Genomic DNA, 14,252 nt, shown 5'->3' with positions numbered 1-14,252 from the left:
ATTAGATGTCAGATTTCTTTGTAATGCGCAAAGGGCATGATGAACTAAATTTGTCAGACAAATTGCCTTCTGTGCGTTTTTTAGAATTAAATGTCGGGGCACCCCAGTTGACACCGACTTATAACTCGATTCAGGGAAGTGATGGCCAGCTATTACAGACAGTGTCTTTCAATAGTTCAACGGCCGTCGCTTCCTTTTTTATTGAAGGTCGTAACCGTTCAGAATTCAACTTGGCAAAGTCGGCACTACAACGTGAATTGTATGCCAGAGTGCCAATCAGAATCAGGTCAAGCGATGATCCAGGGAAAGCCATGTGGGTTCTGGCTAACCCAACGGATATCAACCCATTAGCTAACAGTGATGATGCTAAGGTTGACTTAGCTTTCACGATTGTGAGCGGGACAAAGCTGACACCCTTTAATAGTGACGAGCTGGGCAACAATCAGGACAAGTTGTCATTTGGTATGAACCTCGATTTGGATAGTTTACCCAATTATCACTTTAATAGTAATAATTTCAACGTTTTCAACCCAAGTGACCTGGAAATTGACCCATACATCCAACACCATCAACTGGTTTGGACAATTAAGGGAGTAGGACAAAGCGTAACGATTACCAATGCCACGAACGGTACTAGTTTCACTGCTAACACTATTCTAGGAAGTTCAGACACGTTGGTTATGAATGGCATTACACTAGCTAAGAACGGCACACAGGGCGGAATTGATACGGACTTTGGCCATATCATTCTAGCCCGTGGCGATAACAACATAACGGTATCTGGTCTATCGAACGTTGACGTCACGGTGTCGTTCCCGTTTCTGTATTTTTAATTGAAGAGTCAAGACAAATTGGTGGTGCGATCAAGAGACCAGACAACGACCGTTCCAGTACCATCGCTTGATTTTTCAACGCTACAAACCACGTGGGAGAAGAATAACAGCTATCAGATTGCGTTCACGGCATACGATGATGAGAGCCTTGCTTTTAGTCTATTAACAGTTGAAAACAGCGTATTTTGGGCAGGACAAGAGTATATCATCAAACAGTCAACAGATGGCTATTCTGGCGGTGTACACACCGTTCAAATCACGGCTACTCATGTCTTTTATCAGTTGAATAATCGTCGGCAGAACGCTGTGCAAAAAGGGGATGTGTCCTATACGATTCAATCTGCCTTACAGTTTTTGACTGGCGATATACAGGGGTATTCGTTCAATGTGGTTGGCAATCTTAATAGTTCTCACACGATTACTGATTTTGGCAACTGTTCCATCACGGACGGTCTAAGTACGATTGCTTCAACATTCAATGTGTATGCCATTGTTCCGGATAACTACACTGTTAATTTATACAGCGAGGCCAATTGGACCAACGATGTCGGCAAACAGTTCTTCTACCGCAATAATACCAGCGATGTGCAATTACAGTACGATTCGTCTGGTATTGTTAACCGAATTCAGATTGTATCGACCAACGAAACACCACAATTTGAGCCGTTTTATATCACAGACGATGACTCAATCAAACAGTGGGGTATTCGTGATGGCGAACGAGTAGAGAATGACCAAGACAACAACACAGGTCCTAATATTGCCAGTGCCAAAGCCAAAATGGTCACGGTGCCAAATCTGTCGCTTACGATTAGCGTGCAAGAGAATGATGTACACATGGGCGATATTTGGACTCTGGTTATTCCAGAAAATGGTATCGCCACGAAACTTCAAGTCGTGTCAATTGTTGATACACCGTTTTTAAAGAACAACGTGCAAGTGACGTTGAATAACACGATGCAAAATTTCTTGGATTCGTTTAATGCTAATTCCAAAAAATTGGCTAACATCCAATTGAACAATAAAAACAAAGGCTTTTCATTTAACATGTGGACGGTCGGAAAGGTAAGCGAAAATGGCTGATACACCCATTGTCCAATATCCTGACGCCAACGGTAACCGGGCGTATGCCAAGACCCACGTTCAAGCAGTCGATGGTTTAGACGATAAATTGGCTGTTTTTGCTAAAACAACTGACTTAACCACGGCTATCAGTCAAATTCCAAAAGTCGATTTGTCTGGGTATGCTAAAACGTCAGACCTGAGCAACTATGCCACTAAGGACGATTTGCAAAAGGTTGATAACGAGATAACCACGCTCAAGAGTCCAGACGGTTCGGTGTGGTTTTTGTCCGTCGATAACAATGGTCGCCTTTCAACTTCGAAATTGATACAAATTCAGGAAGGAGGGCAATCATGAATTTTTTGAATGTCATCAATCAATTCAAACAGTTAAAAGAGTCTTATGACGAGCTGTTGAAAGGGTTGATTGGTATTGGTTTAATTGAAGAATTTCCAGAGATTTCATTCAATGATAGTTATTCTCGCTATGATGTGAACGACTATCGACAGATTTATAATGATTTGAATTTGGCACGCAGTTGTGTGAATTGGTTGATAACGCTAACCAACAAGAACGGCTTTGCTGACAATGATGGAAACGATTTACAACCAGTTGATTTTACGATTATTGATTTAATTGACGGTCAAGAGCTGTCAGGATATTACACCAGTAAATTAAAAGAAATGCAGACGCTGTTAGATCAACTAAAAGCGATTTTGGTTGAAAACAACGTTCTTGCAAAATAAGGAGGAAATATGGCACGAACATATGCCGAGTTAAACACTAACTTAAACACCAATCAATCCACCTTAATCGACCAGTTGAACGGTCGACAAGGAGATGCGAATCGTGAGGTGTTTTTTCAAATCAAAGATGGTACTACACCATATAATCTTGAAGGAAAAACCATTGCTCTTTTTGCAAAGGATGCTCAAGGCGTGATTAAGGCAACATCAACGATTAACGACCAGACAGGAATTTCTGTTGGTCGTTTTTCTATGATTATTCCAAAAGAATTTTATCAAGCGAGTGGTGCAGTAGAAGACGCTTATATCCAAATTTCTTATTCGGACAAGGTCATTTCAACGATTCCAGTCTCGTTCCAAGTTATCGCTAACACGATGTTGGTTACACAGACCCAATCACAAATCTTTATTGACAGTGTGCAGAACTTAATTGACGATACGAATCAACGACTGTCGACTACAACCACTAGCCTGACTGCTGTTGAAAACGCTGTCGAAGCGCTCAAAGTCACGATTGGTAATTTGAATGACCAATATAATGCTGATTTGTTTGCCAAAAAGGCGAATGATAACGAGTTTAAAGGTGTCAATACATTTGACCAAAAGATTATTGCCCCTAACGGCCTAGAAGGTAAGGCTGACTCAGCAACACAAGCAGACACGTTGAATCAGTCTATTGACCAAACGGTACAATCAATTACAGCTAAGAACTGGTCAACATTCCAGTCGGGTTTAGAATCATTCAGCGGTTTCAAATCACACGGTTGGGCTAATTTAGATTATGCAGCAATTGCTGGAAACATTGATGCTGATGGAGATGTTAATGTTAAAGGTAAAATAAAATCAAGCAGTTTTACTAAATATATTGAAATAGGAAAATTAAATGCAACCATTAGTCGATTTGGAAATGTCGTGTTTATAAGTATTGATACTCAAAAATGGCCTTACGATGGCGCAACAGCGTGGACAGTGGCATACGACATGGTTATTCCAGCTGGTTATCGTCCAGTTGGGACGGCTTCAATGACTATAATTAACAATTATAAGATGTCGTCGCTTAAGGTTAACAGCAACGGTGCTATCTTCTTTACTGACACAGATGTCAGCAGTAGCACAAATTTCGAAGCCTATGGAACTTGGATTACAAATGATGATTGGGCTAATTAAGGAGGAATTATGGTAAACGAAACACAAACGGTAACACCCACTAATCCGCAACCAACAGTCGATTACAGTAAGTGGTATTTCAAATATGACCCAGCCACCTATGCTTTGATTCCTGGTGCGGTGCATGAACAGGTAGACAACTCAACAGAAATCGAGCCAACAGGTCTGATTAATCCAGTATGGAATCCATCAACTAATTCATGGACAGGCCAGTCAATGGCAGATTATTTGGCGGAGCAAAAGAAAAACGCTCAGCAAAATGTAGATCCACAACAACAGCAGTTGGCTAATTTATTGCAAATGATTGTTCAATTGAAGGCTGATTCTGTAATGAACAAAGCACAAATCGCCTCATTGACTGCTCAACTAGCTAAGAAATCGACGGTAGTGCAACAGTCTAGTCAGTCTGCATCACAGTCAACTAGTCAATCGACATCACAAACGACAACAGCGGTGACGGGAGGTACTACTAATGTTTGATATGTTAAAAGGATTGTACCCACAATACGTGGATAAGGCGTTTGTTCATTCTTGCGTGAAATATGAATATATCACTACTGATGAATACAAGGAACTAACCAACGAGGATTATGCAGAATAAAGGGGGCTAAATGCAAAATTGGGGAATTGATCAATGGGCGAGCCTAGTAGGAATTATTGCTTCATCAATTACGGCGCTATCTTGCGGTCTGAAATACGTGGTTATTAAGCCACTGACATACTCAATGGAACGACTAAATGAGAGTTTTGCCGGGCTAAATGCAACGTTGAAATTGATGCAATCAGACGTTGACCGAATTGATGAACGAGTGGATGATCACGAGACACGAATTACCGTTCTAGAAAAAACATCACACCAAGAAGACTAGCAATAGTCTTCTTTTTTATTTGGAGGGAATTTTATGAATTTTACAGACGCACAATCACTGCTTACTTTCGGCTTGATGATGATTATTGTATTTGCAACACCTATTTACAAATTCAATAACTATATCAAGGCACACACGCGCAACGAACACGTTAAAACAGCTACTGAATGGGCGAACCAAGCGGTAGCGGCATTGGTCAATTCAGACTTGAACACGTTGCCAAACCGAAAGAAGGCGGTAGATGATTTAACATCACGAATTGCTAATAATAAATTGGCTGGAAAGTTCACCCAAGACGAAATTGAGAGCTATGTTGAAAAAGCAATTGCAGAGTTGAACAAATAAGGAGGAAGAATATGACAGTATCAGGATTAGCAACACAATACGGATTTCAGTCGTTCCCTAATTTCACCCAGGGACGGCAGGGTAACTCGGTTAATAAGATTGTAATTCACCATATGGCCACGACTGATTATGATTCAGTTCCTGGCATTTGGAACCGTCGCCAAGCTTCGGCTCACTATGGTATTGGTCCAAATGGCGAGATTCGCTCCTATGTAGACGAAGACAACACAGCATGGCACGCGGGTGATTGGAATGCCAATTTGACTTCAATTGGTATTGAACATTGCAATATCAACGGTGCGCCAACTTACGACATTGCACAGGCCACTGTTGAATCGAGTGCTAAGTTGGTAGCTGACATTGCTAAGCGTTACGGATTCGGCCAAGTTGTACCATACAAGAACTTGTTCCCACATTCCCAGTTCATTAGCACAGCTTGCCCAGGTCAATTAGTTGGCAAGTTGCAAGAAATTGCTGACCGAGCTAATGCCATTAACAATGGCGGCGGTTATGTGCCAACTCAAACAGCCACTTCAGCACCACAACCAGTGGCACAAACCGCAATTCAAAAGTTCCAAGCCGGTGGCGACCGCTTCGTTCTGCGTGGGGCATTCACTTGCAACACTTGCCAACGAGTGAACGGAATTTACCAAGTGATGGACGATGACTTGTGCGCTGACCCATTCTCATGGACAGACAATGGTATTCCAACTGATTTGTTGAATGATTTGTCTGACCCAAACGGCCGTACGTTTGAAGACGGCGTTCAAGTTCAGTTCAAGCCACAATACCAATCTGGTACGATTGACCGCTATTCAGAGAACGCTAACGCCGTTGGAATCGACTTCTTAGATGGTAATGGTATTATCTGGTTCGATGCCGACAAGTTCTGGAATCATGCTTGATAGGAGAGTGATGTGAATAAAGATAAACTTGATAAGATTATTAAAGAAGACCACAAGCACACCAATCGTTTAGACAAGCGAATGGGAAAAATGATGAACGACCACAGCTATGATATTGTTGATGTTGATAAGCAAGTTCAGCAATCGATGACCTTAGGTCAAAAGGTAGCTGATAGAGTGGCTAAATTTGGCGGTAGTTGGACGTTCCTGATTGGTTTTATCGTCGTGCTGGTTAGTTGGATTACAATCAACTCATTACACCTATTTGGGGCTAATTTTGACCCGTTTCCATTCATTCTACTTAACCTCTTCTTATCTATGGTGTCTGCACTCCAGGCGCCATTGATTATGATGAGCCAGAATCGTGCCAGTGACTATGACCGGATGAACTCGAAGAATGATTATCACATCAACTTGAAATCAGAAGAAGAAATCAGGATTCTTCACTCAAAGTTGGACCATATTATTCACGAAGACCAACCCAACAATCTTGAAATCCAAAAGATGCAAATGAAGTTGTTGGACGAGATTAGTAAGCAATTATCGTCCTTGCAAGCTAAATAAAAAAAGCCCTTCGGGGCGTACATAAAATAATAAAAAACACCCTAGTCTCGCGATTGAGATTGGGGTGTTTTTTATGCCTTGTCGTGTAAAAGTCGTGCAGATGACCTGCAAACGTTGATATATCAACGTATTTCATGCACTGAGGGGGAGTCGAACCCTCGACCTGCCGGGTAGAAACCGGCTGCTCTATCCAGCTGAGCTACCAGTGCAAATAACAAAAATCTAACACTATTAAGAATAGCAAAAAAGAGGCAAAATTACTATTAGAATTTTGCTAGGCGGAAAAAGAGAAAGTTCGTTCGCTGATTGTTACAGGGAAATCCTTGTTATCTAGAGGCTCATCACTGATAATTGTGGGTACAGACATAAAAGGAGATAGAAATGTTAACTTATTTTTATTTGGCCGTGGCCATTATAGCCGAAACGACTGGTACGACTTTGATTGGCAGTACGGCTGGTTTTACAAAATTGTTACCGACAATTTTGACTCTTAGCTGCTATGCCCTATCTTTCTACCTTTTGGCGCTTGTCGCCAAATCGATGCCCGTTTACCTCGCTTATGCAATCTGGTCTGCAAGTGGTATACTAGTTGTCACGTGCTTAAGTGTTGTCTTGTTCAACGTACATTTGAACTGGCAAACAATCGTTGGCCTGACCTTTTTGGTCCTAGGGGTGGTTTTGGTTAACATCTTTGGCAACGTACATTAAAATGTTCGGGGAAGACTTTCCCTGAGCCGTTGGAGGAGTTTTATGAGTAACGAACAATCGACGTCTGGTTATACATGGCAGGACGTAAAGACGAACATGAAACAGATTTTCACCTGGTCTTATTATAAAGAGGGGTTTTCTGGTTGGGATAAGCAATCTTACATCTGGTTGGCAATTGGTCTAGTAGTCATTTTGGCTACCGGTTTCCCACATGGTTTGGAAACTTTATCGATTTTGTCTATGATTGGTGGAGCAATCGGTTTCGCTTGTACTTTGGCTATTACGGCCAACAAGCGAATTAACGGCTTGCTTGGTTTTATCTCAGCAATTCTGATTTCTATTGTCGCTTTTCACTCAAAAAACTACTCTGATATCGTGATGCAGATGGTTTATGTGGTGTCATTGGATTTGAATTTCATGTTCTTCGGTAATGCTTGGCAAAACCGGAAAATTAAGGCGATGAATACGAACGGCTGGCTGTTGGCCTTGGTAACGTTCGTAGTGGCGTTCTTCTTGCTTTTCATGATGGATACACACTTGCTGATTTCTCCACGGCCATGGCTTGATGCCTTCTCTGCTGCGATTGGTGTAACAGGGGCTGGATTAACGATTGCCAAGTTCCACTCACAGTATTGGATGTGGACGTTGCAAGGCTTAATGTCAGTGACTCTTTGGGGCGTAACGGCATTGCAGGGGGACGCTAACTGGGTCTTGTTTGCAACTTATATCCTTTATTTAGGAAACGATGTGATTGGCCTGTTCTTCTCGCCATGGTCACGAGCTACTAAGGCAGCTGATGCTAAATAAGGCTTGGTAGCTGTCATATTTTTACCAACACAAAAGGCCGATAATTGTCGTTTAGGACAATTATTCGACCTTTTGTGTTAATTTACTTGATATTTAAGTCAATTTAATTCTTTGTTGTTATAATCAAGACAAGTTGAATCGCTTTATCCTTTTAAAGATTGGAGAAGTTACATGACTAAGAAGTTAACGGATGCTCGTGTCTTACGTTCAAGGCAGGTTCTTCGTTCAGCAGCGATTGAATTATTATCAAGAACAGATCGTTTCTCAATTGCCGAATTACTGTTGAAGGGTCGCGTGACTCGTGGAACCTTTTACCGACACTATAATAATAAGGCGGACTTGATCAATGATGTCAATCGGGAACTTATTCGTCAGTTTACGGAAAAGACTGAAGGAAAGTTTCGTGTACGTGAAGTGTTGGAAGTTATTTCGGAGCAAGGAATATTCTATAATGCCGTTTTGAATAACGGTCAGGATAAGTCTTTAATGGTTGATTTAATGGCTGCGCTACGCGAACAACGTGATCGGGCCTTGGCTGATGTAAGTGATGAAAGATTAAAGAAACACTTGATTTATCAATGGGAAATCATTGTCGCTGGTTTTTGGGCTTGTGTGTCTTTGTGGCTACAAGATTCGATGGCGCTGACCTATGATGAAATTCTCGAAGAATTTCGTGAAATTTGGCGGGTAACGATGACGAGGACGAAAAAGACGGGATTATTACTTTTTGATTTTGACGTTTAGTTGCTAATGACGCAAAATTAAATAAATCTAAATTAGTGGAAGCACATTGGAATTATTGCTTCGATTATGCGTCAAAACGGCTAAAAATAAAGATTTCCTTGATAAAACCAGGGAACTTTGATAAACTTAATTAGTTGTTAGCGCAGCTACAACCACACATCTCAGGTTCAAGAAGCTAGCGATAGCCGCCTCGAGATGGTGAGTCTAAGTATAAAAGGAGAATTCAATAATGGCCTACGCAATTATTGTTACTGGCGGCAAGCAATACAAAGTCGCTGAAGGCGATACCATCTTTGTTGAAAAGTTGGACGCACAAGAAGGGGACAAGGTTGTTTTCGACCAAGTCGTCTTGACTGACTCAAAGATCGGTACCCCATTTGTTGATGGTGCTAAGGTTTCTGGAACTGTTGAAAAGCAAGGGAAGGAAAAGAAGGTTGTTACTTTCAAGTACCGTCCTAAGAAGCATTCCCACACAAAGCAGGGACACCGCCAACCATATACACGCGTGAAGATTGATTCCATCGCGTAATCATCACTGTTAAAGGAGAATAGACTTATGTTGATGAATCAAGATAACTTGCAACTCTTTGCCCACCACAAGGGGGGTGGATCATCTGCCAACGGTCGTGACTCAGCTGGTCGTCGTTTAGGTACGAAGGTTGCTGATGGACAAGCCTTGACTGCTGGTTCAATCATTTACCGCCAACGTGGAACGCACATCTACCCAGGTCAAAACGTTAAAAAGGGTGGCGATGACACACTTTTTGCTTTGACTGACGGTGTTGTTAAGTTCGAACGCAAGGGTCGCGACAAGCGCCAAGTTTCCGTTTATACTCGGGAAGAATACAATCAGTTACTTGCTAACGCCTAACTAATTGGGAAAAACAGCTTTGGCTGTTTTTTTTTGCCCAAATTTTTGCATTATTCGGTTTTTTGAAACATTGGACGAGCATTTTGTATTTCTTAAAATAAAATGAGAACTTTATTTTAGAGAGCTTCAAACTTATGGTACAATAACCGCAAGATATATTAAAATTTGGAGGGTCATACCGTGGGATTTTATGAAGAACGTTTGAACAAGTTTCAAAAGCTGTTGAAGAAGTTGGACTTGCAGGGAATGATTATTTCTAATGCCTCGAACTTGAACTACCTGATTGGTTTTGGTGGGGTTCCTGGTGATGGTGTCTTGGTTGTATCATTGGCTGATGCCGCTTTCATCACGGATGCTCGTTACGAAAACGAGTATGTTGGTACGTTACCACAGGGTGTTTCACTAAAGGTTACGCGTCAATACTATGAAAAGGCTGTGGAAATTGTTCGCGAGTTTGGAATTGAAAAGCTTGGCTTCGAATCTGATTTGCCATACGCTTTCTATGAAGAATTGGACGATTTGTTGCCGGCTAACGTTAGCTTTGACGCCGTTCCTGGCGCAGTTGAAGCGTTGCGTGAAACAAAGGATGACCAAGAAGCTGATGCTTTGCGCAAGGCTGCTCAAGCATCAATTAAGGCCTTCAATGCTTTGTTGAAGGAAGTTAAGGTTGGGATGACTGAAAAGGAAGTTGCCAACCGCTTGGATGTCTTGCAAAAGGAGTTTGGGGCGGAAAAGCCTTCCTTTGAAACGATTGTCGCTTCTGGCTACCGTTCAGCGATGCCACACGGAATGGCCAGTGATAAGAAGTTGGAAGCTGGTGAATTGGTTACTGTTGACTTCGGTTACTACGTTGATGGCTACACATCTGACGTTACTCGGACGTTTGCCTTGGGCGAAGTTGATCCTGAATTGAAGAAGATTTATGAAATCGTCAAGGAAGCCAACGAAAACACGATTGATGTTTTGAAGGCTGGTATTTCAGCTTCTGAAGTTGACCGCGTTGCCCGTGACTTTATCACGGAAAAGGGTTACGGTGAAGAATTCCAACACTCAACTGGCCACGGCGCTGGTTTGGATATCCACGAAGGTCCATATCTTTCATCACGGTCAAGTGATGAAGTTCAGGTTGGTAACCTTTTGACGGTTGAACCTGGAATTTATTTGACCGGCAAGGGTGGTGTCCGGATTGAAGACGATGTCTTGATTACAAAAGATGGCCATGAAGTCTTGACTGCTGATTTGCCAAAGGACTTGATTGTTTTACCAGTTGACTAATTTGTATAAGTGATTTCAATAAAGACCGAACTCGGATGTGTTCGGCCTTTTTAATTTTGGAAAATAACTTAGTGATTTAATTTAACTAGGTAATGAGATTTATTTAATTTTTATCACAGAAGGCGTATTGCGATTCGACGATTTAGACCTTATTTTTTGTGGATACTTTTTTGATAAAAGCTTTCTGAAAAACGTCCTTTAATGATAAGATAAGATGAACGGGGGTAAGCTATGGAAGCCATACAATTACGACACACCAATGATTTGCATTCGCACTTTGAGGCATGGCCACGCATACGTCGCTTTTTGCTAGCTGAAAAGACTGCGGATACAACTTTTAACTTCGATATTGGTGATGCTATTGACCGCTTCCATCCGCTAACCGACGCTACTTTGGGCAAGGCGAATGTCGACTTGATGAATGCTGCTCACTATGACGCTGTTACGATTGGTAATAATGAAGGTTTGGGCATGGCCCATGCTGATTTGAATCATTTATACGATCAAGCAAATTATCCGGTGATTCTGGCGAACTTGAAGGAATTGCCAGGGGAAAATCAGCCTGCCTGGGTAGAACCTTACAAGATATTGACCACTAACAATCAGACGAAGGTGGCCATTATTGGTTTGACGGCTCCCTATCAAATGACTTACCGGTCATTGGACTGGCAACCGCTACCGGTTGAAGACGTTTTGGACGACTTGGTGCCAAAACTGAGAAAAGAGGCTGACTTGGTGATCTTGCTTTCGCACTTGGGATTACCAACCGACCGTGATTTGGCTGAAAAATACGATTTAGACGTGATTATTGGGGCACATACGCACCATGTTTTGCCTGATGGTGAAATGGATCACGGTACGTTGTTGGCGGCTGCTGGACGTTATGGCGACCACACTGGCCAAATTGATTTGGTTGTAGACGACCAGCATCATGTGGTTTCGAAACAGGCACGAGCCATTCCGCTCGGTGAATTAGCAACCGAACCTGGTGATTTAGCCGAAATTCAGGCTCTTCATGATCGAGGGGCAGAGCTGGAAGAAGAAAAGAAAATTGTTCATTTTAACCAGGAACAAACAGTTTCTGATCAGGGACAGGCCTGTTTGGCTGCCTTGAAGGAGACGACGGGATTGCCCGTTGCCTTTTGTTCTTCTGGCCTGTTCTTACAGGATTTGCCGGAAGGAACGGATACGGCTGAAGACTTCCTAGAATCCATGCCACATGCGATTCACCCAATGGTGACGACTTTAACTGGGGCGGAATTGATGGCCTTGACCACTGAGTTTCAAGAGCGGCGCACTGATTTGGTCAATCAAAAGATGAAGGGATCTGGTTTCCGCGGTAAGGTCTTTGGCCACCTATTGATTGATGGCCTTGACCTTGATGATGACGGCCAATTGCGGTATGCGGGTCGGGTAGTTGAACCGGAAAAAGCTTATCAAATTGCAACCTTGGACCATTATCGCTGGATTAACTTTTTTCAAGTGTTGGATGAGGCGCCCGCTAAAATCAATCAAAAAATTTTTCTGCGAGAATTACTCGCACAATATTATCAAAAACATGCCCAGTAGATTGAAGAGCTACTAGTGGCTGAAGAGGAATTATGAACCACGAAAGTCTTAAAGAACGGACAATTACCCAACAAGCTGAGCGTGAAAAAGAATTTCAGGTCAGCGTTTTTGGGGATGAAATTACTATTGATGGGTTGAAGTTGACTTTGCAGGAAAACTTCAAGGATGCCTTTGATGCGAGCAAATTAGCAATCCGCTATACGCCACTTTTAAAGCAGTATGACTACATTGTTGGTGACATTTCGGCAGACCAATTGCGCTTGCGCGGTTTTTACCAAGAAGACCGGGAGGTGACTGCTGACCAAAAAATCAGTGCTTTGGCTGATTATCTGTATGAATATGTTAATTTCGGTGCCCCTTACTTCGTCTTATCGAATGCTGCTCCGGCCTTCCGTCCCGTTAGGGTTCATGATTTCTTAGCCGACTGGGAGGCTGCTAACCCTAAGAAGCCGGCACGCAAGCCATCCAGTCCAAAGAAACCCACTAATGGCCGTAAAACTGCTAAGGTTTCTAATGGTCGTAACCAACGTCCAAGCAACAGGGGTGGACAGGATAGTGACCAAAGAAAGAATAGCAGTGGTTCGGCTAAGCGTGGTCAAAACGGAAACGGCTCAAGGCGGAATAATAATCAACATCGCTTTAAAAAAATTGAGCGGAATACCAATGAGGCGGTTCAAGAATCATCTAATCAGAAGCAGGGGGGAGAAACTGCTAGTCAAGACTTGGCTAAGAAGGAGTCGACAGTTAATAACCGTCACCGCAATCAACAGCAGAAGGCCAACCAGGCCGGTGGACCAAAACGCAAGCGTCAAGGAACGAAGGGCGGTCAAGGTAGCGGTCAACGCCAAAAGTCGAAGATTTCAGGTCAAAACCGTCAGGATGGATTCAACCAGAAGAATACTCGCCAAGGCCAAAGTGCCAAGGCGGGCCAGGCTGGTAAAAATTCAAAGTTGCAACGGGCAAAGCAAGGCAATAACATGTCACCTAATTCGCCAAAGCAAACTTCTGTCCCTTCAAAGGGTAAAAATACACAATCTCGGGCAAAATCAGCCAATAATAAGCGTTCCTTTACGATTAAGGAACGGCAATAATAAGTATAAAACCAGTAATCGATTACGATTACTGGTTTTATTTTGACAATCGAAGTATTTCTTGCTAATATTTTAGTTACCTAGTCAAATTAAATAGGGTTACTAAAAAAGAGGAGCATGTTGATGACAACAACATCACGTTTACAAGACTTAACGAAAGGCGCTGTTTTTGTTACGCTATTAATTGTTTTTGCAATGATTCCAGGAATTCCGCTAGGCTTCCTACCGGTACCAATCGTACTCCAGAACTTAGCCGTTATGCTGGTGGTCCTTATCTTAGGACCGAAACGAGGAACGATGGTAATGACCGTTTTCTTGCTTTTGGCAGCGGTCGGTTTGCCTGTCCTTTCCGGTGGTCGAGGTGGTTTAGCTGTCTTGACTGGTCCAACAGCTGGTTATATCTGGGCTTGGTTGCTTTTCCCGGCCGTTTACTGGGGTTTGAATCGCTTGGTGTTTGGCCATCGTAACTTAGCCCAACCGGCTTGGTGGCAGAGTGTGGTGTTGCTGGTCATCGTGGATCTGATTTTGGACTTTGGGATGGGGGCTGCTTGGCTGCATTTTAACCAGGGGCTTGGCTTCTGGTCTGCCTACTGGGCAAACATGGCCTTTGTACCTGGTGATTTACTGAAAATTGCTCTAGCAGTCTTCTTAGATCAGGCTCTTTGGCAGGCGAGTCAGCATTAAGGTTTTAGCGG

Annotated in this window: 19 protein-coding genes, 1 tRNA gene and 1 other annotated feature; of the genes, 19 read left to right on the top strand and 1 reads right to left on the bottom strand. The window is 42.6% G+C overall.

The window, feature by feature from the left end; translation table 11 throughout:
• Window positions 1-5: 5 nt before the first annotated feature.
• From AABI20_RS00345 to AABI20_RS00300, 10 genes are all read left to right on the top strand, one after another.
• On the top strand, window positions 6-833 hold the full coding sequence (locus AABI20_RS00345) for a phage tail domain-containing protein (protein ID WP_338346447.1): 828 nt from the start codon (window positions 6-8) through the stop codon (window positions 831-833).
• Window positions 834-854: 21 nt separating this feature from the next.
• Entirely contained in the window at window positions 855-1,916 is a 1,062-nt protein-coding gene (locus tag AABI20_RS00340) for a prophage endopeptidase tail family protein (protein ID WP_338346446.1), read from the top strand.
• Window positions 1,909-2,253 (top strand): hypothetical protein, encoded by a 345-nt coding sequence (locus AABI20_RS00335; RefSeq protein WP_338346445.1) that lies wholly within the window; start codon window positions 1,909-1,911, stop codon window positions 2,251-2,253. The genes AABI20_RS00340 and AABI20_RS00335 overlap by 8 nt, the downstream gene beginning before the upstream one ends.
• Entirely contained in the window at window positions 2,250-2,642 is a 393-nt protein-coding gene (locus AABI20_RS00330) for a hypothetical protein (protein WP_338346444.1), read from the top strand. Before AABI20_RS00335 ends, AABI20_RS00330 begins: the two co-directional genes overlap by 4 nt.
• A gap of 9 nt (window positions 2,643-2,651) precedes the next feature.
• On the top strand, window positions 2,652-3,809 hold the full coding sequence (locus AABI20_RS00325; RefSeq protein WP_338346443.1) for a BppU family phage baseplate upper protein: 1,158 nt from the start codon (window positions 2,652-2,654) through the stop codon (window positions 3,807-3,809).
• Window positions 3,810-3,818: 9 nt separating this feature from the next.
• Window positions 3,819-4,289 carry a hypothetical protein gene (locus tag AABI20_RS00320; RefSeq protein ID WP_338346441.1) on the top strand — a complete coding sequence of 157 codons (471 nt, stop codon included), beginning with the start codon at window positions 3,819-3,821 and terminating at the stop codon, window positions 4,287-4,289.
• A 131-nt stretch (window positions 4,290-4,420) separates the two neighbouring features.
• The gene (locus AABI20_RS00315; RefSeq protein ID WP_338346440.1) at window positions 4,421-4,678 is read left to right on the top strand and encodes a hypothetical protein; all 258 of its coding nucleotides are present in this window, start codon (window positions 4,421-4,423) and stop codon (window positions 4,676-4,678) included.
• Window positions 4,679-4,711: 33 nt separating this feature from the next.
• Complete coding sequence (locus AABI20_RS00310; protein ID WP_338346437.1) at window positions 4,712-5,023, top strand: phage holin, LLH family; 312 nt, start codon at window positions 4,712-4,714, stop codon at window positions 5,021-5,023.
• An 11-nt stretch (window positions 5,024-5,034) separates the two neighbouring features.
• Window positions 5,035-5,928, top strand: a complete 894-nt coding sequence (locus tag AABI20_RS00305) for an N-acetylmuramoyl-L-alanine amidase (RefSeq protein WP_338346435.1) — start codon at window positions 5,035-5,037, stop codon at window positions 5,926-5,928.
• Between the two features lie 12 nt (window positions 5,929-5,940).
• Entirely contained in the window at window positions 5,941-6,492 is a 552-nt protein-coding gene (locus AABI20_RS00300) for a DUF1003 domain-containing protein (RefSeq protein ID WP_338346433.1), read from the top strand.
• A gap of 135 nt (window positions 6,493-6,627) precedes the next feature.
• On the opposite strand, the gene AABI20_RS00295 is transcribed toward AABI20_RS00300, so the two are convergent.
• Window positions 6,628-6,701 (bottom strand) — tRNA-Arg (locus AABI20_RS00295).
• A 172-nt stretch (window positions 6,702-6,873) separates the two neighbouring features.
• Between AABI20_RS00295 and AABI20_RS00290 the strand changes: the two genes are divergently transcribed.
• The 9 genes from AABI20_RS00290 to AABI20_RS00250 all read left to right on the top strand — a co-directional run bounded on the left by AABI20_RS00290 (window position 6,874) and on the right by AABI20_RS00250 (window position 14,241).
• On the top strand, window positions 6,874-7,200 hold the full coding sequence (locus tag AABI20_RS00290; RefSeq protein WP_047975139.1) for a DMT family transporter: 327 nt from the start codon (window positions 6,874-6,876) through the stop codon (window positions 7,198-7,200).
• Window positions 7,201-7,242: 42 nt separating this feature from the next.
• Window positions 7,243-8,007, top strand: a complete 765-nt coding sequence (pnuC, locus tag AABI20_RS00285; protein WP_047975140.1) for a nicotinamide riboside transporter PnuC — start codon at window positions 7,243-7,245, stop codon at window positions 8,005-8,007.
• Window positions 8,008-8,178: 171 nt separating this feature from the next.
• Window positions 8,179-8,751 carry a TetR/AcrR family transcriptional regulator gene (locus tag AABI20_RS00280; RefSeq protein ID WP_047975141.1) on the top strand — a complete coding sequence of 191 codons (573 nt, stop codon included), beginning with the start codon at window positions 8,179-8,181 and terminating at the stop codon, window positions 8,749-8,751.
• Between the two features lie 140 nt (window positions 8,752-8,891).
• Window positions 8,892-8,967: a sequence feature (ribosomal protein L21 leader region), on the top strand.
• Between the two features lie 13 nt (window positions 8,968-8,980).
• Window positions 8,981-9,280 carry a 50S ribosomal protein L21 gene (gene rplU, locus AABI20_RS00275; RefSeq protein WP_047975142.1) on the top strand — a complete coding sequence of 100 codons (300 nt, stop codon included), beginning with the start codon at window positions 8,981-8,983 and terminating at the stop codon, window positions 9,278-9,280.
• Between the two features lie 27 nt (window positions 9,281-9,307).
• Complete coding sequence (gene rpmA / locus AABI20_RS00270) at window positions 9,308-9,622, top strand: 50S ribosomal protein L27 (RefSeq protein WP_047975143.1); 315 nt, start codon at window positions 9,308-9,310, stop codon at window positions 9,620-9,622.
• Window positions 9,623-9,802: 180 nt separating this feature from the next.
• Window positions 9,803-10,897, top strand: a complete 1,095-nt coding sequence (locus tag AABI20_RS00265; RefSeq protein ID WP_338346431.1) for a M24 family metallopeptidase — start codon at window positions 9,803-9,805, stop codon at window positions 10,895-10,897.
• A gap of 231 nt (window positions 10,898-11,128) precedes the next feature.
• The gene (locus tag AABI20_RS00260; protein ID WP_338346429.1) at window positions 11,129-12,466 is read left to right on the top strand and encodes a bifunctional metallophosphatase/5'-nucleotidase; all 1,338 of its coding nucleotides are present in this window, start codon (window positions 11,129-11,131) and stop codon (window positions 12,464-12,466) included.
• A 32-nt stretch (window positions 12,467-12,498) separates the two neighbouring features.
• Entirely contained in the window at window positions 12,499-13,557 is a 1,059-nt protein-coding gene (locus tag AABI20_RS07555; protein WP_421825112.1) for a YutD-like domain-containing protein, read from the top strand.
• Window positions 13,558-13,680: 123 nt separating this feature from the next.
• Entirely contained in the window at window positions 13,681-14,241 is a 561-nt protein-coding gene (locus tag AABI20_RS00250; protein WP_338346427.1) for a biotin transporter BioY, read from the top strand.
• The last annotated feature ends 11 nt before the right edge of the window (window positions 14,242-14,252 follow it).

Origin of the sequence: Fructobacillus cardui (assembly GCF_963580785.1) — a bacterium.
Taxonomy (GTDB): domain Bacteria; phylum Bacillota; class Bacilli; order Lactobacillales; family Lactobacillaceae; genus Fructobacillus; species Fructobacillus cardui.
The sequence above is the reverse complement of the archived record's forward strand: the minus strand, read 5'-3'. Positions and strand labels throughout refer to the sequence as shown.

Excerpts from the sequence above, each read along its gene's own strand:
- AABI20_RS00335 (WP_338346445.1), top strand. The coding sequence starts at position 1,909 with ATGGCTGATACACCCATTGTCCAATATCCTGACGCCAACGGTAACCGG.
- AABI20_RS00330 (WP_338346444.1), top strand. The coding sequence starts at position 2,250 with ATGAATTTTTTGAATGTCATCAATCAATTCAAACAGTTAAAAGAGTCT.
- rpmA (WP_047975143.1), top strand. The coding sequence starts at position 9,308 with ATGTTGATGAATCAAGATAACTTGCAACTCTTTGCCCACCACAAGGGG.
- AABI20_RS00260 (WP_338346429.1), top strand. The coding sequence starts at position 11,129 with ATGGAAGCCATACAATTACGACACACCAATGATTTGCATTCGCACTTT.
- AABI20_RS00305 (WP_338346435.1), top strand. The coding sequence starts at position 5,035 with ATGACAGTATCAGGATTAGCAACACAATACGGATTTCAGTCGTTCCCT.
- pnuC (WP_047975140.1), top strand. The coding sequence starts at position 7,243 with ATGAGTAACGAACAATCGACGTCTGGTTATACATGGCAGGACGTAAAG.
- AABI20_RS07555 (WP_421825112.1), top strand. The coding sequence starts at position 12,499 with ATGAACCACGAAAGTCTTAAAGAACGGACAATTACCCAACAAGCTGAG.
- AABI20_RS00325 (WP_338346443.1), top strand. The coding sequence starts at position 2,652 with ATGGCACGAACATATGCCGAGTTAAACACTAACTTAAACACCAATCAA.
- AABI20_RS00320 (WP_338346441.1), top strand. The coding sequence starts at position 3,819 with ATGGTAAACGAAACACAAACGGTAACACCCACTAATCCGCAACCAACA.
- AABI20_RS00250 (WP_338346427.1), top strand. The coding sequence starts at position 13,681 with ATGACAACAACATCACGTTTACAAGACTTAACGAAAGGCGCTGTTTTT.
- AABI20_RS00290 (WP_047975139.1), top strand. The coding sequence starts at position 6,874 with ATGTTAACTTATTTTTATTTGGCCGTGGCCATTATAGCCGAAACGACT.
- rplU (WP_047975142.1), top strand. The coding sequence starts at position 8,981 with ATGGCCTACGCAATTATTGTTACTGGCGGCAAGCAATACAAAGTCGCT.
- AABI20_RS00310 (WP_338346437.1), top strand. The coding sequence starts at position 4,712 with ATGAATTTTACAGACGCACAATCACTGCTTACTTTCGGCTTGATGATG.
- AABI20_RS00280 (WP_047975141.1), top strand. The coding sequence starts at position 8,179 with ATGACTAAGAAGTTAACGGATGCTCGTGTCTTACGTTCAAGGCAGGTT.
- AABI20_RS00315 (WP_338346440.1), top strand. The coding sequence starts at position 4,421 with ATGCAAAATTGGGGAATTGATCAATGGGCGAGCCTAGTAGGAATTATT.
- AABI20_RS00345 (WP_338346447.1), top strand. The coding sequence starts at position 6 with ATGTCAGATTTCTTTGTAATGCGCAAAGGGCATGATGAACTAAATTTG.